Origin of the sequence: Amycolatopsis sp. CA-126428, from assembly GCF_002904335.1 — a bacterium.
Taxonomy (GTDB): domain Bacteria; phylum Actinomycetota; class Actinomycetes; order Mycobacteriales; family Pseudonocardiaceae; genus Amycolatopsis.
In genome coordinates this window covers 1-20570 of record NZ_PPHF01000165.1, presented here as the reverse complement: position 1 = coordinate 20570, position 20570 = coordinate 1, and the positions used below count along the sequence as shown (strand labels likewise).

Below are 20570 nucleotides of genomic sequence, written 5' to 3'. Positions count from 1 at the left end.
CCCCGGCCGCGTCTTCCACTGTGCTCAGAACCGTCCCGGACGGTGACGGCGCTCCGGCCGCGACCGCATAATCCGGACAGACCCTTGTGCTTTCCGAGGAGGCGACTGTGAACGGACTGGCGCTGCCCGACCGCACCCGCCCGCCGCTGGCCCGGCCCCGCGTCGTGCCGGCGGAGGACTACCGCTTCACCGGCCCCGGGGGCGAGGTGGACCTGGCCGGGCTGTTCGCCGGGTACCGGCGGCTCGCCGTCCACCACCGGGTGCCCGACCGTGCCCGTCCGGGCGCCGCCGTGGCACCCGGCGAGCTCGCCGGGGCCATGCACGCCGCCGGCACGCGGCTGGTGCTGGTTTCCCACGCCCCGTACGCGAAGCTCGCGCAGTACGGCGCCCACTTCGGCTGGGACCTGGCGGCGTACTCCGCCCTGAGCACGGCGTTCGGCTCGGACTTCCCCGCGACGCGGTACCTCGCCGGGACCGGCTGCGACGACCGGGAAGACGCGCCCGGGCTGAGTTTCTTCCGGATGGACGGCGGTTTCGTGCAGCACCTCGGCTCGGTCGCCGTGCCGTACCTGGATTTTCTCTGCCTCGCGGGCGTGGCCGGCGGACCGCGCCTGGGCTGAACCGGCGCTGCGCCACCCGGCCCGGCCCGGTGCACGGCCATCGCGCGAACGCGCTTCCCGCGTGTTTCCATGGAATGACCCCGACCGGCCGGCGTGGGGAAGCACGGGTCCGGCCGGCCGAACCCGTGCTTCGCCCACCGCCGGAGGATCGCAGAGCAGATGTCACCGGGAGCCGGACACCACCCCGCGGCGGCGCTCTCCGCCACGGTGGAGCCCCGTGGCACCACCAAGGCGGACCGGCGGCGGCCGGCGACCTTCCTGGCCGCCAGCATCATCGTCGTGGTGGTCGCCGGGTTCGGCGTCGTGGGGCTCGCCAATCTCCTGCCCGCTTCCGTCGACCCGCTCCACGCCGCCTACGGGATCGCCGGTATCGCCGGGCTGCTGGCGATCCAGCTGCTCTGGTTCAGCCGCCCGTCGGCCCGGCTGGATTCGACGACCAGCCGGGTCCTCCTCGGCGTGATGGTGCTGCTGGCCTACGCGCCGATCCCCACCTTCGGCCTGCTGTGGGCCGACATGCCGGACTTCGTCGGCGGCGCGGTCCTGCTGGTCCTGCCGGCCCGCTACGCCTGGCCCGCGTTCGCCGCGGTGTGCCTCAGCATCGCCTGGACCTACTCCATCTACGAGAACAACCCGCTGAGCGCGCTCTACAGCACGCTCGCCTCGATCTTCTACTGCCTGGTCTTCTACCAGCTCGCCCGGCTGGCGCGGATGGTCGACGAGCTGCACCGGGCCCGCACCGAGCTCGCCCGGCGGGCGGTCGCCGAGCAGCGGCTGGTGTTCGCCCGCGACCTGCACGACCTGCTCGGGCTCAGCTTGTCCGCGATCGCGCTCAAGGGCGAGCTGGTGCACCACCTGCTGCGGAAGTCGCCGGACCTGGCCAAGACCGAACTGGACGAGATGACCGCCACCGCGCAGCGCACGCTCTCCGACGTCCGGGCGGTCTCCCGCGAGTACCGCGAGCTGTCGCTGGAGAAGGAGTCCCGGACCGCCGAGTCGCTGCTGGCCGCCTCGGAGATCGACGTCCAGGTGCGCCTCGACTGGGGCGACCTGCCGGTCCAGGCGCGGACCACCCTGGCCAGGGTGCTGCGGGAGGGCGTCACCAACGTCCTCGGCTACAGCGACGTCGAACACTGCGAGATCGACATCGTCCAGCACGGCGACAAGGTCACGCTGCAGATCGTCAACGACGGCGTTGCGGCCGACGGGGCGGCGATCGGGCCGGACAGCCGGCTCTCGAAGCTCCCCGACGAGGTGGCCGAGCTCGGGGGCACGGCGACCACCGAAGCCGGTCCCGACGGCCGGTTCGTGCTGCGCGTCGAGCTCCCGGTCCCGGGCCGGCCGGACGGGCCGGTGACCGGCCCCGGCGAAACCGACCGGCCACAGTCGACACTGTTCCGCTGGCTGCTGCCGGCGACGATGTCGCTGATGGGCGTCGGCGCGACCCTGCACGCCCTCCGGCTGACCACGGAACCCTGGCGGCTCGCCCTGGTGATCGGCTCCATCGTGGCCCTGCTGACCCTGCAGTTCTCCTACTTCAACCGGCCGGCGACCTCGCTGCGCTCGGCCCAGACCTACGGGATGCTGCTGGTCCAGGCCTGCCTGACCTACCTGCCGCTGCTGCCGCTGAAGCAGGACTGGGTGAGCATCCCCGGCCTGCTGATCGGCACGGCCCTGCTGGTCCTCCCGCCGGTGGCCGGCTGGACCTTCTTCGCCTTGAACACCGCGGCGTACGCGTGGATCGAATACCGGGCCGGCACCGGGGCCGCGTCCCTGGTGTTCTTCACGGCGGCCACGGTGATGACCGGGCTGACCGTGTTCGGTCTGCTGTGGCTGGTCCGGCTGGTGGCCGAACTGGACCACACCCGCCGCCGGCTGGCCGAGACGGCCCTCGCCGAGGAACGGCTGCGGTTCGCGCGCGACCTGCACGACCTGCTCGGGATGAGCCTTTCGGCGATCGCGCTGAAGAGCGAACTGACCTCCCGCATGCTCGCGATCGACCGCGGCCGCGCGGCGACCGAGCTGACCGAGATCCTCGGCCTCACCCGCCAGGCGCTGTCGGACGTGCGGTCGGTCGCCAGCGGCCACCGCGAACTGTCGCTGGAGAACGAGTCCCGCACGGTGCGGTCCGTGCTCGCCGCGGCCGACGTCCGGCTCCGCATGGAGACGCTGCTCTCCGAGGACCTGTCCTCGGCCGTGCGCACCGTGCTGGCCGTGGTGCTGCGCGAAGGGGTGACGAACGTCCTCCGGCACAGCCAGGTCGAGAGCTGCGACATCGCACTGCGCCGCGTGGACGGCGGGGTCAGCCTGGAGATCGTCAACGACGGCGTGGCCGGCCCCGATGCGGCCCCGCCCGCGGCCGGCGACGGTGCCGCACCGCACCGCCGGCCGCCGGGCAGCGGCATCGGCAACCTGTCGTACCGGGTGGCCGACCTCGGCGGCGAATTGACGGCCGGCGTGGAGCCCGACGGCCGATTCCGGCTGCACGCGGTCCTCCCGGCCTGAGCCCGCGATTTTCCGCTCCGGCACGTCCGGCATTTCCGGACACACCACGGCATTCCACGCGGCGGACCGCAATACCGGCACCGCCGAGCGAAATTCCGTCTCCCGATCGGGCGAGTTCCCGGGCACGGTGAATTCGCCGTACCGGATGATCGCCCGCCGCCGATCAGGCGGCTTCCATCAGGTCCATTCGGCAGATGGTTCCCCGCATCGGCGCCTCGTGCCCCGCGGGCTCACGACCCCACAGTTCGAAACGCTCGATGACGAGGCCGGCGTCGACATCGCGGATGTCGATACCCAGTCCGTCGAAAAGGGCAGGGATGTCAGTGGTAATCCGAGAACTCATTATGTGCTCCCCAGTCGTTGGCGAACTTCTTTTCTCACTAGCAATTATTCCGCTCAGCGGGGGCCCGACAGCCAGTGCCCACAACACCGGACCCTCGTGGTTTCCCGCTAAGCCGAACAGTGTCTTGCCTACCCCCGAACGGACCAGTACGAGCGATTGATCACTGCGGTACGCATCGGCCGGTAGCCGTGTGTGACCGATTCCGCGAGCAATCCCCCACACCACTCGGACCGCTCCCGCCGCCCGAATACCCGCTCACCGGCGGATCAACACTCCGACGGCGAACATATGCAAAACGCATACCCGGCACTTGCAAAAGCCATTCCCAACGGGTGTCGATGAGCACTTAAGAAGTAGACGGCTCCGCGCCTACAGTTCTCGCATACCAAATCTGCCATCGTCGGTCGCGTTCGCAGGGAACCCGCCCGGCAGGCACCCGGCCAGCGGAGGGCGGCCACCATGGACCACATCGTGCGACAGGCCGTGGCACGCGCCATCGAGACCATGCAGGGCAACCTGGGCGAGCACCTCACCGTCGACGATCTCGCGCGCGCCGCGATGTTCAGCAAGTTCCACTTCACGAGAATCTTCCTGCGGGCGACCGGGTTGTCCCCGGGCCGCTTCCTTTCGGCACTGCGGCTGGCCGAGGCCAAGCGGCTGCTCGCCACGACGGCGAGCTCCGTCACCGAGATCAGCTACCAGGTCGGCTACAACAGCGTCGGCACGTTCAGCGCCCGCTTCAGCGGCAGCGTCGGCCTTTCCCCGACGGGGTTCCGGCGGCGCCGCGGGCGGCCCGACCGGCTTCCCGAGCGCGGCGAAACGCCGGAGTGCACGGGCACCGTGCGCGGGCGAGTCTCCTTCCCGCCCGTCCGGCAGCGCGGTCCGGTGTTCGTCGGGCTGTTCCCGGCCCGGATCGCCGAAGGCGCGCCGGCCCGGTACGCCGTGCTCCCGGGCGGCCTCGGCTCCTACGCGCTGACCGGCGTTCCGGAGGGCTCCTGGTACGTCATCGCCTGCGCCTACGGCGTGTTCGACGAGTGCGGTCCCCGTGCGCTGACCGGGTTGTCCGGACCGGTCACGGTGCAGCCCGAAGTGACCGCGCACCTGGCCGACGTGGGGCTGCGGCCGCGGCACCGCTTCGACCCGCCGGTCCTGCTGGCGCTGCCCGAACTGACGCCCGCCCCGGCGCACCGGGCGATCGCGGTCTGAGCCGGGCCGCCGCCGGCGGAGCGACCGCGGGAAGATCCGCGGCGAAAAGGATTACCGAGTGGCTTCGCCCCCGGGACGGCAGAAATGCCCTCCCGGGGGCGAAGCCGTCGCCATCGGGTGATTACTCCGGAAGAGCCGGAAGGTGGCGTACAATTCCTGCGGGGAATGGGCTCGGCTGGGGGATGCGAGGAACACAGTGTGATTAAGGTTCTGCTGGCCGAAGACATGGACATGGTCCGCGGCGCGCTCGTTGCCCTCCTGAGCCTGGAGACCGACATCGAGGTGGTGGCGGAAGTCGATTCCGGTGACGAAATCCTGCCCGCCGCCCGGTCCACCCGGCCCGACGTCGCCGTCATCGACATCGACCTGCCGGGCAAGGACGGGCTGACCGCGGCGGCCGAGCTGCACGAGCACGTTCCCGAGTGCCACACCCTGATCCTGACCAGCCTCGGCCGGCCGGGCACGGTCCGCCGCGCGCTCGACGCCAAGGTCAACGGGTTCCTGCTCAAGGACGCGCCGTCGGACAAGCTCGCCAACGCGGTGCGCTCGGTCGCGGCCGGCCGGCGGGTCATCGACAGCGAGCTGGCGCTGTCGGCCTGGGAGGCCGACGATTGCCCGCTCACCCCGCGTGAGCTGGAGATCCTCGCGCTCGCCGCGCGCGGGCGCAACGTCGCCGACATCGCCGCGGACCTGTTCCTGTCCCCGGGCACGGTGCGCAACTACCTGGCGGCGTCGGTCACGAAGCTCAACGCCCGGAACCGCGTGCACGCGATCCGCATCGCCACGGAAGCCGAATGGCTCTGAGCCGCTCCGGGACCAGCCGCGCGCCGCGCCGGGGCGGCAGGAACGGCTGAAGCGGCACGGCCGCGCTCAGCACGTGCGTCCCGTCGGGCCCGGCCCCGGCGGTGAGGGTGCCGCCGAGGGCACCGACCCGGTCCCGCAGGTTCAGCAAGCCGGCGCCGTGCTCCTCCCCGTCGTCCTTCTGCTCCGTCTCCCGCACGACGCCGTCGTTGGTGACGCGCAGCCAGGCCTCGCCCTTGGTCACGCCGACGGCGAGCTCGCACCACGTCGCCTGGCTGTGCCGCACGACGTTGGTGGCGCTTTCCCGCAGCATCGACGCGAACGTGGTGGCCACCGGCTCGGGCAGGTGCGGCAGCTTGTGGCCGAAGCGCACGCTCACGCCGGCGGTCTCCAGCACCGCCGCCGCGGCCTGCCGCTCCTCCGTCAACGAAAACTGCCGGCTCCCGGCCGCGACCGAGCGCACGTCGGCGAGAGCTTTGCGCGAAATCGTCACGAGCTCGGCGAGCTCGGCCTTGGCCCGGTCCGGCTCGGTGTCGACGAGCCGGCGGGCCAGCTCGATCTTCAGGGTGATCGCGGACAGGCTCAGCCCCAGCAGGTCGTGGGTGTCCTGGGAGAACCGCAGGCGCTCCTCGGCGATCGCCCGCGAGGTCAGCTCGCGCCCGCCGACCTCGTACCGGGCGGCCAGCCGGCTGAACCACGCGAGGCCGAACACGACGCCGGCCGCCACCGCGGTGAGCACCGCGCCGTGGACGCCGTCGGCGACCGACACCACCGGTGTCCCCGCTCCCGCGGTCAGGAGGGCGGCCCCGGCCGTGACCAGCACGAGCACCGGCACGGACACCGCCGGCCTCGCCGCGAGCAGCACACTGCCCGCGAAGAAGGAGGCGAGCGGGCTCCAGGCGGCGCCCAGCTGCAGCACCGGCAGCAGGCCGAGCAGGCCCTGCGCCGCCAGGGCGGGTCCGCGGAACCGGGCGCTGCCGTAGCAGAACCCGGCCATGTGCACCACGACCAGCACCACGGCGTAGCCGCACGCCGCGAGGGCCAGCGACCACGATGAGGCCTCTCGCAGCGGCCCGAGCAGCCCGAGCACGCCGATCCCGAGGCAGAGGGCGCTGTGCACGACGTGGACCAGGCGGGCCGGGAAGCCGCCTTCCGGCAAGCCTTCCGCGCCGGCGCCCGGAAGGGACCGCGCCGCTTTCTTCGACGGCACCGGATACCGCGACCGCTGTCTTGCTCCCCGCACCACCGCGTCAGCGATCACGCACCGCCTCCCCAGAAAAGCGCCGTGCCCTGAAGTGCAGGGTAACAGCCGGATCGCGGGGTCAGACCGAGTTCACGCGTCCGCCGGGAGGGAAGTCGAGGACGCATTCGCCGATGCTGACCTCCGCCGGCCACGCCAGCTTGAGCGCCCGGTCGACGCGGTCGCCCGAGTCCGCGGGCACCGCGTGCGCCGACAGGCCCATGGCCTTGGCGACCAGGTAGAACACCTGCTGCAACGCGCCGAGGTGCAGCAGCGTCGTCGCGTAGGCCGCGCCACCGAGCGCCCAGGCGATCCGGGACATCCGCGCGGTCATGGTCAGCAGGGCCGCCGGGCGGCGGTGGCTGCCCGCGGCGACCATCGCCATGTCCAGGAGGCCGTCCAGGACGGCGGTGTCGTCGTTGACCAGCGTGAGGGTGTGCCACAGCGGGTTGTAGTGGTAGATGCCGCGGGCGAGGCCCGCACAGCTGTTGACGCCGACGTAGATTTCGAGCTCGTACAGGCAGGCCACGCTGAAGTACGGCCGCTGCGTCGCTTGGTGCGCCCGGCCGCCGGGGAGGCCGGTCGGGCCGATCGAGCGCACCCGTGCGGCGCGGAACAGGAACTCGCCGATCTGCCGGGCGGACAGGCCCCGGTCGCTGACCGCGGGACAGACGTGGTCGGTCTCCAGCAGCGCGGTCAGCGTCGAGTCCCCGGCGGCCAGCGCGGCCGGCTCGGGCCGGTGGAGCGGGACGGCGGGGCCGCGGACGGCCGGTTTGAGCATCGGGGGCTCCGCGCCGGGCGGGTGGTCGCCCTCCTCCGGCGACGACGGCATCTGCCAGGTCCGGCTGCGGGCGTGGAACATCAGGTCGTCGTGCGACCAGTCCGCCGTGCGGGCGCCGCCGTACTCGGTGAAGTGGCCCTGGGAGTCGGCGAGCAGCACGAGCCCGGCGGCGACCAGGAACTCCACCACGTCGGCGACCACCGCCGCGGTCACGCCGGTGACGGCGGCCAGCCCGTCGACGGTCGTCGGCGCGGCAAGCGAGGAGGCGAGCAGGACCGCGGGCGGCCGGAGCAGGGCGACCTTGTACGGCGCCACGGGTGATTCGGCCAGCAGGACCCCACCGTCGGCCCGCAGGGCGGCGAACCGGGACAGCCGCACCCGTCGCCCGGGGGGCAGCGGCCCGGCGCGGAAGGCCGGGGACTGGGCGACCGGGATCGCCGACAGCACCGGCCCGCGGCCGTCGTTGAGCGCGAGGGAGTGCACGACCGAACCGGACAGCCGGGTCAGCACCCGCCGCAGCGACAGCCGCCAGCCCTCCGCACCCGCCCCGTCCGCGGCCACCAGGTTCGCCATGGACACCGGCCCGAGCGCCAGGCGCGCGAGGGACTCCTGCACGCCGGTGGCCGTGCCGCGGAACTCGTACTCACCCCACCAGGTGATGGCGACGAGCGTGCCCTCGTCGTCCGTTTCGAGGAGCGTGTCCTCCGTGAACGACCACAGCCACACCGTTTCGGCCTGTTTGGGCGGGTTCTCGGCAACCAAGGCGCACTCCTAGGTGAAACGACGGAACAGCCCGCCCCGACCCGGCAGCTGTCAGAGGAACATCGGGAACGGGTTGAGCCGCTCGTAGGGCACCGGCTCCGCCACCCGGCCGAGCCGCACCGGGACGTCGAACAGCCTGCCGGGCGCGTACCGGGCCCAGAACGGCCGGAGGCCGGGGGCCAGCACCTTGACCACCGGCAGGCCGACGTCGGGACGGGTCTGGTCGAGGACGAGCAGTTCGCTGCCCGCGTCGCTCAGCGCCCCGGCCAGCGCGAAGACGTCGTCGCGCACGTCGGGCCGGTGGACGTAGGAGAAGTCGGCCGGGGTCCGCGTCCGCTCGCCCGCGACCGGCATCAGGTACGGCTGGTTGGCGACGGTGGCGTACTCCAGCCACCGCGCCGCGTCCGGGTCACCGATGCCGTGTCCCTGCCGCAGCAGGTCCGGCAGCATCTGGTTCAGCTCCGCCACCGCGCGCCGCACGGCGATCCGCGGGTCGAGGTGGGCGCCGAACCCGAACATGATGTGCTCGTGCGGCCCTCCGGTGCCGCGCGAGACCGCGGCGAACACCGGCACGCCGAGGTCCGACGTCACGTCCAGGACCCACATCTCCCGGCCGAGGCCGGCGTAGTGACCGACCATCTCGGCCAGCCAGCCGTCCTCGAACGAATCGAGGTCGACGCCGTGCACCGGCGTGCGGTTGTACCACCAGAGCGCGACGGCGTCCCGCTCGACGAGCTCGAGCGTGCCCTGCAGGACGGCGTCTTCGAGGCTGCTGCCCGCCGCGGCCCCGTTGGAGTCCGTGGCCAGGCCGCGGCCCCCGGATTCGGCGGGCACCCCGTAGTAGAGGTACGCCGTGGGCAGGAGCCGGCGGCCCCCGGAGAGCGACCAGACGGGGGTCCAGTCGATCGCCGCGTCCGGGTCGAACCGGTGCGGGACGTGCTGGAACGAGCCGTGCCCGGCGTTCCAGGCGGCGCGCTCGTGGTACTGGCGGTCGGCGAACAGCATGCAGTCGTTGGGGTGCAGCGCGTCCTCGAGGTCCGCGAACGGGGCCCGGATCCGCAGCTCGTCACTCTGGTAGTTGCCGGAAAAGCGCTCCACCGCCTCGCACAGGGCGCTGACCTCGGCCTCGAGCGGGGTGGTCCCCTTGCCCCCGTTCTCCCCGTGCAGCCCGGCCCGCATCCCGGCCACCCCGGTGATGCCGCGGGCGACGCTCTGGCCGGAGCGGTAGGCGTTGACGTACGGCGGGGCCGCCGGATCGCGCCGGATCTCCTTGACGACGCCGGTGATCGGGCTGATCAGGTGCCCGTACCGCTCGAGGATCTGCCCCGGCGTCGAGGTGCGGTGACCGCCGCCGGTCGCCGTCGTCTTGCGCGCCGGTTCCAGCCGGATCGGCTGCGCCCCGCGCGTCGCGACCAGCGTGGGGTCCCCGCAGGCGGGGCACTGCGGCCGGCGCCGCAGCTCGTGCAGCGTGCCCTGCATGTCCAGGGTGTCGAGCACCCACACGCACTGCTGGCCGTGGTAGCGGTAGCCCGCCAGCCACTTGCTGGCCTCGAGCACGATCAGGTGCGCGGCCGCGGCCGACAGGGACGGCAGCGCGGCCGTCGGCCGGCGCGCGGGACCTTCGTGGCCGAGCACCTGCTGCGCGCACGCCTCGGCGTGGCGGTGGCCCCACAGCCGGTTGGTCAGGCAGTGCCAGCACCCCGACTCGCCGGGGCGCAGCACCGGCCCGATCCACACCTGCGCGCCGAACGGCCGGGCCAGCAGCCACGGCCGCCCGGTCCGGCGGTGGTCGGCGTCGACGTCCGCCAGCCGCGGGTCGAGGTAGTCGGTGCACAGCACGATGCCCAGGTCCGCGTCCCCCGCCGTGGCGGGCGCGGCCGCCAGGCCGGCGTCGGCCAGTGCCCGCTCGACCGGCCCCGCGTCGGTGTCTTCGCCGACCGCGACGAGCCGGACGCCGGGCCGGGCGGCGGGCGAGGTGATCCCGGCGGCGTCGATGCCGCACGCGTCCCAGTAGGCGAGCTCCCGCTCGTCGACGCCCGGCCCGGGCACCGGGCGGACGGAGACCAGACCTTCGTCCACCAGCTGGGCGACGATCGCCGCCACTTCCTCGGGGGTCATCCCGGCCGGCCGGGCGCGGAGCACTTCGCCGAGCTCGCGGGTGCCGTCCAGCAGCGGGGCGAGCGATTCGATCCGCGCCCCCCGCATGGCGATGACACCCCGCTCGGAGAACAGGTAGGCGCCGTTGCCGGCGGACACCTCGGCGCGCAGGTGCCGTTTGAAGGCGAGTACGCGGGTCTCCGCCGGCGGCGGTTCCCCGGGACGGGCCCGGTTGCGGGCGGGCTGCACGGCTGATCCGCTCATCAGCACTCCTCGTTCGGTGCGCGCGATCGGAGAACCCGGATTCTTCTCCGTGGCGCCGACCTGCGGCCAGTGCTTCGCGCACCGATCCGGACATGCGAAATTCACGCGCATTCGTGGAGAAGACACCCTCGAGCGGGGTTTAGCACACTGGTCGGCGTCACCGGTGGTTCGTCACTCTGGTTCGCAAGGGCAGAGTGCCCAGCGCCACGTTCGACCTAAACAAGTGAGGATCGGGTATGACGACCACTCGCACCTACGGACAGTTCTGCGGCCTCGCGCGCGCCCTCGAGATCGTCGGGGAACGATGGTCGCTGCTCGTCATCCGGGACCTGGTCCTCGGCCCCAAAGGGTACCGGGACCTGCTGCGGGGGCTGCCCCGCATCCCGGCGAGCATCCTGTCTTCCCGCCTCAACGAGCTCGAGAAGGCGGGCGTCGTCCGCCGCCGGGTGCTGCCGCAGCTCGACGCGGGCCTGGTCTACGAGCTGACCGAGTACGGCAGCGAGCTCGACCACATCCTGCTGGACCTCGCGCTGTGGGGCGCGCGCTCGCTCGGGTACCCGGAGGCGGGCGCGGTCTTCACCACCGATGCCGCGATCCTCGCGATGTACACGACGTTCCAGGAGGAAGCCGCGCAGGGCGTCAGCTTGACGTACGTGCTGCGCCACAGCGACTCGCTGGTCATCCACGCGATGGTCGACGACGGCGCGCTGAAGGTCGGCGCCGGCGACCACCCGGCCGCCGACCTGGTGATCCAGCCGCAGGGACCGGAACTGATCGACCTGATCAACGGCAAGGTGACGGCGGCCGAGGCGATGGCGTCCGGGCGGCTGCGGATCGAAGGCGAGTTCGAGCACCTGGAGCTGTTCACCCGGCTGTTCCGGATCCCGCCGAAGCCGGAGCCGGCCGAGGGGATTTCCTTCTTCTGATCGCCGGAAGGGGCAATTCGGAGTAATGCCGCGGTGCGCGACGCAGTTATCGTCGAGGCGCCACGCTGATCACGACAACCCTGGGGTTCGGCATGACGACTTTCGAAAACACCCGGCCCGGCGGATTCCTGGCCGGGCTCAACAGCCGCCACCACCACCGGGCACTCGCGGTGTTCATGGCGGTGGTGATCGCCCACTGGGCGGAGCACATCGTGCAGGCCGTGCAGATCTACGCGCTCGGCTGGCCGGTGGCCCGGGCGCGCGGGGTGCTCGGGATGCCGTTCCCGTGGCTCATCTCGCAGGAATGGCTGCACTACGGCTACGCGCTGGTGATGCTGGTGTTCCTGTGGGTCCTGCGGCACGGGTTCGCCGGCCGGTCGCGGCAGTGGTGGAACCTGGCGCTGGCCATCCAGTTCTGGCACCACATCGAGCACCTGCTGCTGTTCATCCAGGCGCAGTCGGGCTGGCGGCTGGCCGGGCAGAAGGTGCCCACCAGCATCATCCAGCTGCTCGTGCCCCGGGTGGAGCTGCACCTGTTCTACAACACGATCGTCACCATCCCGATGATCGTCGCGGTGATCCTGCACCGGCGGGCCTCGGCCGCCGAACACGAGCTGACCGGCTGCGTCTGCGGGCTGCCGAAGGCCGCCCTCGCCACGTCGTGAAGCGCGCGCTGGCCCTGCTGGCCTTCCTCCTGGGCTGGCTGGTGCTCGGCGCCGTGCCGGCTTCGGCCCACGTCGAGATCGTCTCGTCGGCCCCGGGGGACGGCGCCCGCCTGAGCGCGGCGCCGCCCCTGGTGTCGGTCACCCTGTCGGAGAACATCGGGATCCAGCCGGGGTCGATCAAGGTCGTCGACCTCGCCGGCAAGCAGGTCGACGCCGGGCCGGTGTTCCAGCCCGGCGAAGCCGCCGAGCAACTCGCGGTGCGGCTCAAGCCGGGGGTGCCGGACGGCAGCTACCTGGTCGAATACGCGTTCGTCTCGGCCGACTCGCATCCGGTGCGCGGCACCTTCGCGTTCGTGGTGGGCACCGGGCCGCTGGTGACGTCGGCCGGCGCGGTATCGGCGTCGACGGGCACCGACACGGCGGTGGACGTGGTGTCGACGGCGGCGCGCTGGCTGGCCTACCTCGGCGTCGTGCTTCTGGGCGGGCTGGCGTTCGTGGTGCTGTGCCGCCCGGCCGCCCGCACCGACCCCCGCGCCCGCCGCCTGCTGAACTGGGGCGCCGGCCTGGTCGCGGCGACCGCCGTGGCGGCGTTCGTGCTGCAAGGGCCGTACGCGACGGGCCGGAACCTCGAAGCGGTGTTCGACACGGGACTGCTGGCGGACACGCTGCGTGTCGCGTACGGGAAGCTGCTGCTGCTCCGGCTGGCCGCGGTGGCGGTGCTGGCGCTGCTGTTGCCGAGACTGCTGCGGCCGGACCTGCCGGAACGGCTGCGCGCCCGGTACGAAAACCTGGCCATGGTGACCGGCTTCCTGGTGCTGCTGACGTTTTCGGCCACCGGCCACCCGGTCGCCGACCCGATCATGTTCGTGTCGGTATCGGCGGACCTGGTGCACTTCGGCGCGGTCGCCATCTGGGTGGGCGGCCTGGTTCAGCTGGCCCTGTGCCTGCACCGCCCGGCCCCGGAAGAGGACCCTGCCCCGGCGGCGGCCCGCTTTTCCCGCCTGGCGGCCGGAGCGGTGACGGCGATCGCCCTCAGCGGAGTCGTGCTGGCGCTGCGCATCATGCCGTCGCTGACGACGCTCTGGACGACCACCTTCGGCCTGCTGGTGCTGCTGAAGATCGCCGGTCTCGCGGTGCTGCTGGCGGTGGCGAGCCGCTCCCGCCGCGCCGTGCGCGAGGGAATGACGAAGCGGGACGAGGGAACCACGAAGACGGCGACGGCGCAGTTGCGCCGCCTACGCCAGACGGTGGCGGCGGAGGTCGTGCTCGGCGCGGTGGTCTTGGCCCTGGCGGCGTTCCTCACGGTGACCCCGCCCGGCGGCGGCTGAGGGGTTCGAGCGCCGTCACACGCCAGGGAGCTCCGGCGGGCTGAACGGTCCCCACGTGAACGCGGGCAGCCAGCGCTCCGGCTCCCCACTCCACTCCAACGTCGTGAGCTGGCCCGGCGATCGGCGGCCGGCTAGGGCGCGGTACAGCTCGTGCCGCGGCGCCGTCACCGACGCCGACGGCCGGCCCGGGCCCGCCGTCCACTCCGCGCCGTCCGTCGTGCGCAGGTGCAATGGCGGCAACCCGCGTCTCTCGATCGAGCCCGACAGCCCGCTGACCAGCACCTCGATGCTCCGCGCCCAGGCCGCGTGCTCCTCCGGCGGGGCGACGCCGAGCGCCGCGCACAAGTCCAGCTCGTGGGTGTAGGCGTCCATCACCATGACGTCGCCCTCGCGGCCGCCCGCCTCTTCGAGCCGCGGGTCGAGCTGCTCGCCGAGGGCGTCCCAGTGGTCGAGCAGCTCCGGCACCCCCGCCGCGCCGGGCAGCTCCGGCGGGGTGCCGCCGTGGCGCTCCAGCACCCGGCCGGCGATGGCGACGAGGTGGCCGAGGAGGTCGGTGACCGTCCACTCCGGACACGCCGGGACCGGGGCGAGGTGCTCCTCGGGCCGTCGGGCGAGCAGGGCGCGGACGCCCTGCCGCACGGCCCGGTAGGCCACGAAGTCCGGAACTGTCACGGGTCCCCCTCACCTGGCACGATCGGTGCGTCCACCCCAGTATGCCCAGGTGACGGCCCCGGCGGTTCTCCCCGCCTGCCGCCACCGGAAGATCCCGGGAGGTCGTGGTCTTGCCCACCCTGTGGTCCACGCCGGCGCAGTGGAGCCTGCTGCCGCCGGTCCTGCTCGCGCTCGTGCTGAGCGTCGCCATCGGACTCGAACGCGAGGCCGGCATGAAGGCCGCCGGCCTGCGGACGCACAGCCTGGTCGGCGTCGGCTCGGCCGTGTTCATGCTGGTCTCGAAGTACGGCTTCGCCGACCTGCTCGGCTTCGACCACGTCTCGCTCGACCCGTCGCGGATCGCCGCGCAGATCGTCTCCGGCATCGGCTTCATCGGCGGCGGGCTCATCTTCGTCCGCCGTGACGCGGTCCGCGGGCTGACCACGGCGGCGACGATCTGGGTGACCGCCGCGGTCGGCACCGCGTGCGGTGCCGGGCTGCCGGTGCTCGCCGCCGGCGCGACGGTCGGGCATTTCGTCGTGACGCGCGGCTTCCCGCCGCTGCAGCGGTTCGTCGCGCGGCACCGCCGGGAACCACCGGTGGTCCGGCTGAGCTACCTCGACGGCCACGGCGTGCTGCGCGCGGCGCTGGCCGTGTGCACCGGGCGCGGGTGGGCGGTGCACCACGTCGAGGTCGACCACGAGTCCCTTTCCGAGGAGGGGCAACGGATCGCGGTCGTGACGCTGCGCCTGGACGGCCGCGGTGACCTCTACGATCTCGCCGTCGAACTGGCCGAGCTGCCCGGCGTCCGGAGTACGTCCACCGGCCTCGGGGAACCGCTCGACGAATGATCGCCCGCCCGGGCAGCGCGCGGAGGCGGGTTTGCGGCACACTGGGGAGCACACGGAAAGCCCCGGTATCGCAAGGAAAACGCGCGACCGAGGAGAAACCATCCAATTCGGAGGTGAGGCATGGCCCCCGGCGGTGGCGAGGACGTGGCGCTCGCGTTGCCTGGATTCGACCTGGCGTGGCGCGGTTTTCACCGCGCGCAGGTCACGGAATACGTCGCTTGGGCCGAGGCCGAGATCCGCAGACTCACCGCCGAAGGCGACGCCGCGCGGCAGCGCGAGGCGGTCCTCGCCGAGGAGAACCGTGAGCTGCACGTGAAGATCGACCGGATCAGCATGACCCCGATCCCCGCGGACGCCCTGCAGGAGCGCTCGCGCCGGATGATCGAGCTGACCCGCGAGGAAGCGGCGGAAATCACCGCGCACGCAAGGGAAACGGCGGAGCGGATCCGGCGCGAAGCCGAGGCGGAGGCCGTCCGGCTCACCGAGAAAGAACGCCGGCTGGTCGCCGAGGCGGAAGCCGAGCGCGAGCGGCAGCGCGCCGAGCACGAGGAGTTCATGCGGGCGGCCGAGCAGCGCCGCCGTGAGCTCGACGAGGCGGCGGCGCACCGCCGGGCCCAGCTGGAAGAGGATCACACCCGCGCCATGACGGTCCGCCGGGCCAGCGCGATGCGCGAGCTGGCCGAGCGGGAAGCGGCCGCCCGGGCGAAGGCCGACCAGCTGGTGACCGAAGCGAAGCAGCGCGGCGAAGCCCTGGTCACGACGGCCGAAAGCGAGCTGGCCTCGGCTCGGGAGAAGGCCGGGCAGCTGGTCGCCGACGCCACCCGGCAGGGAGAAACGCTGGTAGCGGCGGCGCAAGGTGAGGTGACGGCGCTGGCCGAGGTCCGCGACAAGCTGAAGGCGAGCCTGACCGGCTGCCGCAGCCTCCTGACGGACGCGGCGATCGCCCTCGACGACCGGCCGGCCGCGTTCGACCCCGAAGCCACCTTGCCGATGTCGAAAAGAGTGCCGATCCAGCGGCGGTCACCCGCGGAAGACCTGACCGACGCGGTCGGTTGACGTCGGCCGCGCCACGGCATCGCAGCAGGTCACGGCCTCATGAACGACGGATCCAGGTCCCCGCACGAGGTGCCGGTCGTGACGTCCGCTCGCCGGGCCCAGCGCACCGGAGCCGGCCCTGGAGCGAAATGAACGACGGATCCAGGTCCCCGGCCGAGGTGCCGGTCGTGGCGCGCGGTGGCCGGGCCGGGCGCACCGGAGCCGGCCCTTGAGCGAAGCCGTGCCCTTCCCGCCGCGGCGGGTGTTCGCGCTGGTCGCCGCGGTCGTCATCCTCGCCGCGTCGACCACCCTGGCCAATCGCGTGCTGCCCGGCTGGGCGTACCCCGTGTGCGGGCTGGTGGCCGCGTTCGTGCTGGTCGCGCTGGGCCGGGCCGCCGGGTGCTCGTGGACCGACCTGGGGCTGGGCAACTTCCGGCGTCCCGCACTGGCCGGCCTGGCCGGAGCGGCCTCGGTGGCGGTCGTGTTCGGGATCGCGCTGGCCGTGCCGTCGCTGCGCACGGTCTACCACGACGGCCGCGTCGGCGACCCCGACCTCGGGCAACTGCTGTGGCTGACCTGCGGCCGGATCCTGTTCGGGACGGTCCTCATCGAAGAGGTCGCCTTCCGCGGCGTGCTGCCCGGCCTGTTCGGCGCGACGGACGAGCGGTGGCGCTGGCCGCCGATCCTGTGCTCGGCCGCGCTGTTCGGGCTGTGGCACGCGCTGCCGGCGCTGGCCATCGGCCGCAACGCCGCCGTGCACGCCGTGTTCGGCTCGACGCCGGTGGTGGTGCTGGAGGTACTGGCGATGGCCGCGGCAGGCGTCGCCGGGATCTTCCTGCACTGGTGGCGCCACCTCGGCCGGGGCGTGCTCGCGTCGGTGATCGTGCACTTCACGACGAACGCCGGCGGCCTCGCCCTGGCCGTGCTGGTCCGCTGACCCGTTCGCAGTCCCCGGAAGTTACGAGCGCACCAGCCGCGCGATCGCGTCCGACGCTTCCCGCACCTTCAGGTCGGCTTCCTCGCCGCCCGCCGCCGCGGCCTGGACGACGCACGTCGCGAGGTGCTCGTCCAGCAGCTCCAGCGAGAACGACTGCAGGGCCTTGGTCGCCGCCGAGACCTGGGTCAGGATGTCGATGCAGTACTTGTCCTGCTCGACCATGCGCTGCAACCCGCGGATCTGTCCCTCGATCCGGCGCAGGCGCTTCAGATAGGCTTCCCGCTCGCCGCCGTAACCCGTCATCGCCACCTGTCCCCGTTGTCCGCACCTTTCCCCCGACTATACCCTCCCGGGGTGTCAGCGGAAGCGGCGCAGCCGCAGGCTGTTGCTCACCACGAACGCCGACGAGCACGCCATCGCCGCGCCCGCGATCATCGGGTCGAGCAGGCCGAGCGCCGCGAGCGGCACCGCCGCCACGTTGTAGGCGAACGCCCAGAACAGGTTCCCCTTGATCGTCGCCAAAGTGCGCCGGGCCAGCCGGATCGCGTCGGCCGCCACGCGCAGGTCGCCCCGCACCAGCGTCAGGTCGCTCGCCTCGATCGCCGCGTCGGTCCCGGTGCCCATCGCCAGGCCGAGGTCGGCCTGGGCGAGCGCGGCCGCGTCGTTGACGCCGTCGCCGACCATCGCCACCACGCGCCCCTGGGCCTGCAGCCGCTTGACGACGGCGACCTTCTCCTCGGGCAGCACCTCGGCGACGAACTCGCCGATCCCCGCCTGAGCCGCGACCGCCCGCGCCGCGCCGGCGTTGTCCCCGGTCAGCAGCACCGGCGTCAGGCCGAGTTCCCGCAGCTCGGCGACCGCCTGGGCGGACGTCGGCTTGATCGTGTCGGCGACCACGAGGCGGCCGCGGACTTCGCCACCCCAGGTGACGTGGACCGTGGTCGCGCCTTCGGTTTCGGCGGGTTCGCCGCCGACGAACACCGCGCGTCCGACGGCGACCTCGTGCCCCTCCACCACGCCGGTCACGCCGAGGCCCGCGGTGCTGCGGAACTCCGTGACGGCGGGCAGCGCGCCGAACCGCTCCCGGGCCGCGTCCGCGATCGCGCGGGCGATCGGGTGCTCGGAAGCGGCCTCCACGGCGCCCGCGAGCCGCAGCACCTCGCCGTCGCCCTCGACGAGCGCCATCCGGCCGGTGGTGACCGTGCCGGTCTTGTCGAGCACCACGGTGTCGACGCGCCGGGTGGACTCGAGCACCTCGGGACCCTTGATGAGGATGCCCAGCTGCGCGCCGCGGCCGGTGCCGACCAGCAACGCCGTCGGCGTCGCGAGGCCGAGCGCGCACGGGCAGGCGATGATCAGCACGGCGACGGCCGCGGTGAACGCGGCATCCGGCGCCCCGCCCGTCGCCAGCCAGCCGACGAGCGTGGCCAGCGCGGCGAAGACGACCGCCGGGACGAAGACGGCGGAGACGCGGTCGGCCAGGCGCTGGACGTCGGCCTTGCCGTTCTGCGCGGCCTCGACGAGCCGCGCCATCTGCGCCAGCCGGGTGTCCGCGCCGACGCGGGTGGCCCGCACGAGCAGCCGCCCGCCGACGTTGACGGTCGCGCCGGTGACCGCGTCGCCCGGCCCGACCTCGACCGGCACGGCCTCCCCGGTGAGCATGCCGGTGTCGACGGCGGAGCCGCCTTCGGCGATGACGCCGTCGGTGGCGATCTTCTCGCCGGGCCGGGCCACGAAGACGGCGCCGACCTGCAGGTCCTTGATCGGGACGAGGTGCTCTTGGCCGTCGCGCAGGACGGTGACGTCCCTCGCGCCGAGGTCCATCAGCGCGCGGAGGGCGGCGCCGGCGCGGCGCTTCGACCGCGTCTCGAAGTAGCGGCCGGCCAGGATGAACGTGGTGATCGCGGCGGCCACCTCGAAGTACAGGTGGTGGCCGGCGCCGAAGACGAGCGCGTACAGCGACCAGGCCACGGAGGCGACGACGCCGAGCGAGATCAGCGTGTCCATGGTGGCGGTGGCGTGGCGCAGGTTGACCGCGGCGGCGCGGTGGAACGGCCACGCGCCCCAGGTCACGACCGGGGCGGCGAGAGCCAGTGAGACCCAGGGCCAAGCCGCGAACTGCCAGGCCGGGACCATCGCGAGCGCGATCAGCGGGACGGTGAGGCCCGCGGAGACGAGCAACCGCGTGCGCGGCGCCTCCTCCGGTGTCTCCGGCACCTCCGGCTCGGGAAGGCGTGCCGAGTAACCGGCGGCCTCGACGACGGACTTGAGGTCGTCGACCGACACCCGGGCCGGGTAGCTGACCTGCGCTTTTTCGGTGGCGTAGTTGACCGTCGCGGTGACGCCGTCGACCTTGTTGAGCTTGCGCTCGACGCGGGCGGCGCAGGACGCGCACGTCATCCCGCCGATGGCGAGCTCGACGCGGGCCGCGGTGGTCACCTCGGCCGCGCTCATGCGACCAGGCGGTAGCCGGCCTCGGTGACGGCGGCGGCGACCGCATCGGTGGTCAGCGGGGTGTCGCTGGTCACGGTCACGCGCCCGCTCTCGACGTCGACGTCCACCTGGCGGACGCCCGCGAGTTCGGAGACCTCCTCGCGGACCGAGGTGGCGCAGTGCCCGCAGGTCATGCCCTCGACGGTGTAGCTCGCTTCGGCCATCTCCCGCTCCTTCCGTTCCCCTCCTTTATACCCATCGGGGGTAGGGGTTCTCCATCGGGGCCGTCAGACTCGCGGCATGCGGAAGCTCTACGCGATCGGGATCGGCGCCGGCGACCCGGAGCACCTCACGGTGCAGGCGATCGACCGCCTCAACCGCGTCGACGTCTTCTTCGTCCTCGACAAGGGTTCGGACAAGGCCGACCTGGTGCGGCTGAGGCAGGAGATCCTCGACCGGTTCGTCACCCGGGAGTACCGGGTGGTCCTGGCCGAGGACCCGCCCCGCGACCGCACCCCGGCCGACTACCGGGCGGCGGTGGCCGACTGGCACGCGGCCCGGGCGGCGGTGTACGAGTCGATGATCCTGTCGTCGCTGGCCCCGGACGAGGTGGGCGCGTTCCTGGTGTGGGGCGACCCGTCGCTGTACGACAGCACGATCGCGCTGATCGAGGCGGTGCTGGCGCGAGGGAACGTCGAGTTCGAGTACGAAGTGGTGCCGGGCATCAGCAGCATCTCGGCCCTGGTGGCCCGCCACCGGACGACGATGAACCAGATCGGCCGCGCGGTCCAGCTGACCACGGGCCGCCGTCTCGCGTCGGGCTGGCCGGAGGGCGTCGACGATGTCTTCGTCCTCCTCGACGCCCACACGACGTTCGACCGCTTCACTTCCGTGGGGTTCGAGATCTTCTGGGGCGCGTACGTGGGCACGCCCGACGAGATCCTGATCTCGGGCCCGCTCACCCCCGCGCTCGCGGACCGGATCCGCTCGGCCCGTGCGGAAGCCCGCGAACGCCACGGCTGGATCATGGACACGTACCTCCTCCGCCGCCCGGCCCCCTAGTAGTGCTTTGTTAGGTGTTGGTGTGTCGTGGGGGCGTGGAGCGGGCTGGATGATTTCATGCTTCGG

Annotated in this window: 19 protein-coding genes; 11 read left to right on the top strand and 8 right to left on the bottom strand. The window is 72.7% G+C overall.

What is annotated here, in order from left to right:
* Positions 1-107: 107 nt before the first annotated feature.
* Both C2L58_RS42495 and C2L58_RS42490 read left to right on the top strand, forming a co-directional pair.
* Positions 108-620 carry a DUF899 family protein gene (locus C2L58_RS42495; protein WP_233226239.1) on the top strand — a complete coding sequence of 171 codons (513 nt, stop codon included), beginning with the start codon at positions 108-110 and terminating at the stop codon, positions 618-620.
* A 159-nt stretch (positions 621-779) separates the two neighbouring features.
* The gene (locus C2L58_RS42490; protein ID WP_103343278.1) at positions 780-3122 is read left to right on the top strand and encodes a sensor histidine kinase; all 2343 of its coding nucleotides are present in this window, start codon (positions 780-782) and stop codon (positions 3120-3122) included.
* Positions 3123-3285: 163 nt separating this feature from the next.
* On the opposite strand, the gene C2L58_RS42485 is transcribed toward C2L58_RS42490, so the two are convergent.
* Positions 3286-3465 (bottom strand): hypothetical protein, encoded by a 180-nt coding sequence (locus tag C2L58_RS42485; RefSeq protein ID WP_103343277.1) that lies wholly within the window; start codon positions 3463-3465, stop codon positions 3286-3288.
* A 459-nt stretch (positions 3466-3924) separates the two neighbouring features.
* Between C2L58_RS42485 and C2L58_RS42480 the strand changes: the two genes are divergently transcribed.
* Positions 3925-4671 carry a helix-turn-helix domain-containing protein gene (locus tag C2L58_RS42480; RefSeq protein ID WP_103343276.1) on the top strand — a complete coding sequence of 249 codons (747 nt, stop codon included), beginning with the start codon at positions 3925-3927 and terminating at the stop codon, positions 4669-4671.
* Between the two features lie 198 nt (positions 4672-4869).
* Positions 4870-5475, top strand: a complete 606-nt coding sequence (locus C2L58_RS42475; protein WP_103343275.1) for a response regulator transcription factor — start codon at positions 4870-4872, stop codon at positions 5473-5475.
* Here C2L58_RS42475 and C2L58_RS42470 read toward each other — a convergent pair.
* The 3 genes from C2L58_RS42470 to C2L58_RS42460 all read right to left on the bottom strand — a co-directional run bounded on the left by C2L58_RS42470 (position 5417) and on the right by C2L58_RS42460 (position 10616).
* Complete coding sequence (locus tag C2L58_RS42470; protein WP_146073791.1) at positions 5417-6733, bottom strand: sensor histidine kinase; 1317 nt, start codon at positions 6731-6733, stop codon at positions 5417-5419. The genes C2L58_RS42475 and C2L58_RS42470 overlap by 59 nt on opposite strands.
* A gap of 61 nt (positions 6734-6794) precedes the next feature.
* Positions 6795-8255, bottom strand: coding sequence for a SagB/ThcOx family dehydrogenase (locus tag C2L58_RS42465; protein WP_103343273.1), 1461 nt, complete (start codon positions 8253-8255; stop codon positions 6795-6797).
* A 51-nt stretch (positions 8256-8306) separates the two neighbouring features.
* Complete coding sequence (locus tag C2L58_RS42460; RefSeq protein ID WP_103343272.1) at positions 8307-10616, bottom strand: TOMM precursor leader peptide-binding protein; 2310 nt, start codon at positions 10614-10616, stop codon at positions 8307-8309.
* Positions 10617-10852: 236 nt separating this feature from the next.
* Between C2L58_RS42460 and C2L58_RS42455 the strand changes: the two genes are divergently transcribed.
* The 3 genes from C2L58_RS42455 (at position 10853) to C2L58_RS42445 (ending at position 13535) form a co-directional block, all read left to right on the top strand.
* Positions 10853-11542, top strand: coding sequence for a winged helix-turn-helix transcriptional regulator (locus C2L58_RS42455; protein ID WP_103343271.1), 690 nt, complete (start codon positions 10853-10855; stop codon positions 11540-11542).
* Between the two features lie 92 nt (positions 11543-11634).
* Positions 11635-12207 carry a hypothetical protein gene (locus C2L58_RS42450; protein ID WP_103343270.1) on the top strand — a complete coding sequence of 191 codons (573 nt, stop codon included), beginning with the start codon at positions 11635-11637 and terminating at the stop codon, positions 12205-12207.
* Complete coding sequence (locus tag C2L58_RS42445) at positions 12204-13535, top strand: copper resistance CopC/CopD family protein (protein WP_103343269.1); 1332 nt, start codon at positions 12204-12206, stop codon at positions 13533-13535. The genes C2L58_RS42450 and C2L58_RS42445 overlap by 4 nt, the downstream gene beginning before the upstream one ends.
* 15 nt (positions 13536-13550) lie before the next feature.
* Here the strand turns inward: C2L58_RS42445 and C2L58_RS42440 are convergent, their stop codons facing one another.
* The gene (locus C2L58_RS42440) at positions 13551-14207 is read right to left on the bottom strand and encodes a maleylpyruvate isomerase family mycothiol-dependent enzyme (protein ID WP_103343268.1); all 657 of its coding nucleotides are present in this window, start codon (positions 14205-14207) and stop codon (positions 13551-13553) included.
* A 110-nt stretch (positions 14208-14317) separates the two neighbouring features.
* On the opposite strand from C2L58_RS42440, the gene C2L58_RS42435 reads away from it, so the two are divergent.
* From C2L58_RS42435 to C2L58_RS42425, 3 genes are all read left to right on the top strand, one after another.
* Entirely contained in the window at positions 14318-15037 is a 720-nt protein-coding gene (locus C2L58_RS42435) for an MgtC/SapB family protein (protein ID WP_103343481.1), read from the top strand.
* 120 nt (positions 15038-15157) lie between these two features.
* Positions 15158-16093, top strand: coding sequence for a M protein (locus C2L58_RS42430; RefSeq protein ID WP_103343267.1), 936 nt, complete (start codon positions 15158-15160; stop codon positions 16091-16093).
* Positions 16094-16301: 208 nt separating this feature from the next.
* Positions 16302-17009, top strand: coding sequence for a CPBP family intramembrane glutamic endopeptidase (locus tag C2L58_RS42425; protein ID WP_103343266.1), 708 nt, complete (start codon positions 16302-16304; stop codon positions 17007-17009).
* Positions 17010-17030: 21 nt separating this feature from the next.
* On the opposite strand, the gene C2L58_RS42420 is transcribed toward C2L58_RS42425, so the two are convergent.
* From C2L58_RS42420 to C2L58_RS42410, 3 genes are read right to left on the bottom strand one after another with little or no spacing between them, the layout of a single operon-like run.
* Complete coding sequence (locus tag C2L58_RS42420) at positions 17031-17312, bottom strand: metal-sensitive transcriptional regulator (RefSeq protein WP_013228661.1); 282 nt, start codon at positions 17310-17312, stop codon at positions 17031-17033.
* 54 nt (positions 17313-17366) lie between these two features.
* On the bottom strand, positions 17367-19463 hold the full coding sequence (locus tag C2L58_RS42415; RefSeq protein WP_103343265.1) for a heavy metal translocating P-type ATPase: 2097 nt from the start codon (positions 19461-19463) through the stop codon (positions 17367-17369).
* Entirely contained in the window at positions 19460-19666 is a 207-nt protein-coding gene (locus C2L58_RS42410) for a heavy-metal-associated domain-containing protein (RefSeq protein WP_103343264.1), read from the bottom strand. The genes C2L58_RS42415 and C2L58_RS42410 overlap by 4 nt, the downstream gene beginning before the upstream one ends.
* 76 nt (positions 19667-19742) lie before the next feature.
* Here C2L58_RS42410 and cobF point away from each other — a divergent pair, with 76 nt between their 5' ends.
* Positions 19743-20504 (top strand): precorrin-6A synthase (deacetylating), encoded by a 762-nt coding sequence (gene cobF, locus C2L58_RS42405; RefSeq protein ID WP_103343263.1) that lies wholly within the window; start codon positions 19743-19745, stop codon positions 20502-20504.
* Positions 20505-20570: the final 66 nt, after the last annotated feature.

Bases quoted from the DNA above. Each gene is read 5' to 3' on its own strand.
- C2L58_RS42490 (WP_103343278.1), top strand. From the start codon at position 780: ATGTCACCGGGAGCCGGACACCACCCCGCGGCGGCGCTCTCCGCCACG.
- C2L58_RS42485 (WP_103343277.1), bottom strand. From the start codon at position 3,465: ATGAGTTCTCGGATTACCACTGACATCCCTGCCCTTTTCGACGGACTG.
- C2L58_RS42480 (WP_103343276.1), top strand. From the start codon at position 3,925: ATGGACCACATCGTGCGACAGGCCGTGGCACGCGCCATCGAGACCATG.
- C2L58_RS42460 (WP_103343272.1), bottom strand. From the start codon at position 10,616: ATGAGCGGATCAGCCGTGCAGCCCGCCCGCAACCGGGCCCGTCCCGGG.
- C2L58_RS42455 (WP_103343271.1), top strand. From the start codon at position 10,853: ATGACGACCACTCGCACCTACGGACAGTTCTGCGGCCTCGCGCGCGCC.
- C2L58_RS42450 (WP_103343270.1), top strand. From the start codon at position 11,635: ATGACGACTTTCGAAAACACCCGGCCCGGCGGATTCCTGGCCGGGCTC.
- C2L58_RS42430 (WP_103343267.1), top strand. From the start codon at position 15,158: ATGGCCCCCGGCGGTGGCGAGGACGTGGCGCTCGCGTTGCCTGGATTC.
- C2L58_RS42420 (WP_013228661.1), bottom strand. From the start codon at position 17,312: ATGACGGGTTACGGCGGCGAGCGGGAAGCCTATCTGAAGCGCCTGCGC.
- C2L58_RS42415 (WP_103343265.1), bottom strand. From the start codon at position 19,463: ATGAGCGCGGCCGAGGTGACCACCGCGGCCCGCGTCGAGCTCGCCATC.
- C2L58_RS42410 (WP_103343264.1), bottom strand. From the start codon at position 19,666: ATGGCCGAAGCGAGCTACACCGTCGAGGGCATGACCTGCGGGCACTGC.
- cobF (WP_103343263.1), top strand. From the start codon at position 19,743: ATGCGGAAGCTCTACGCGATCGGGATCGGCGCCGGCGACCCGGAGCAC.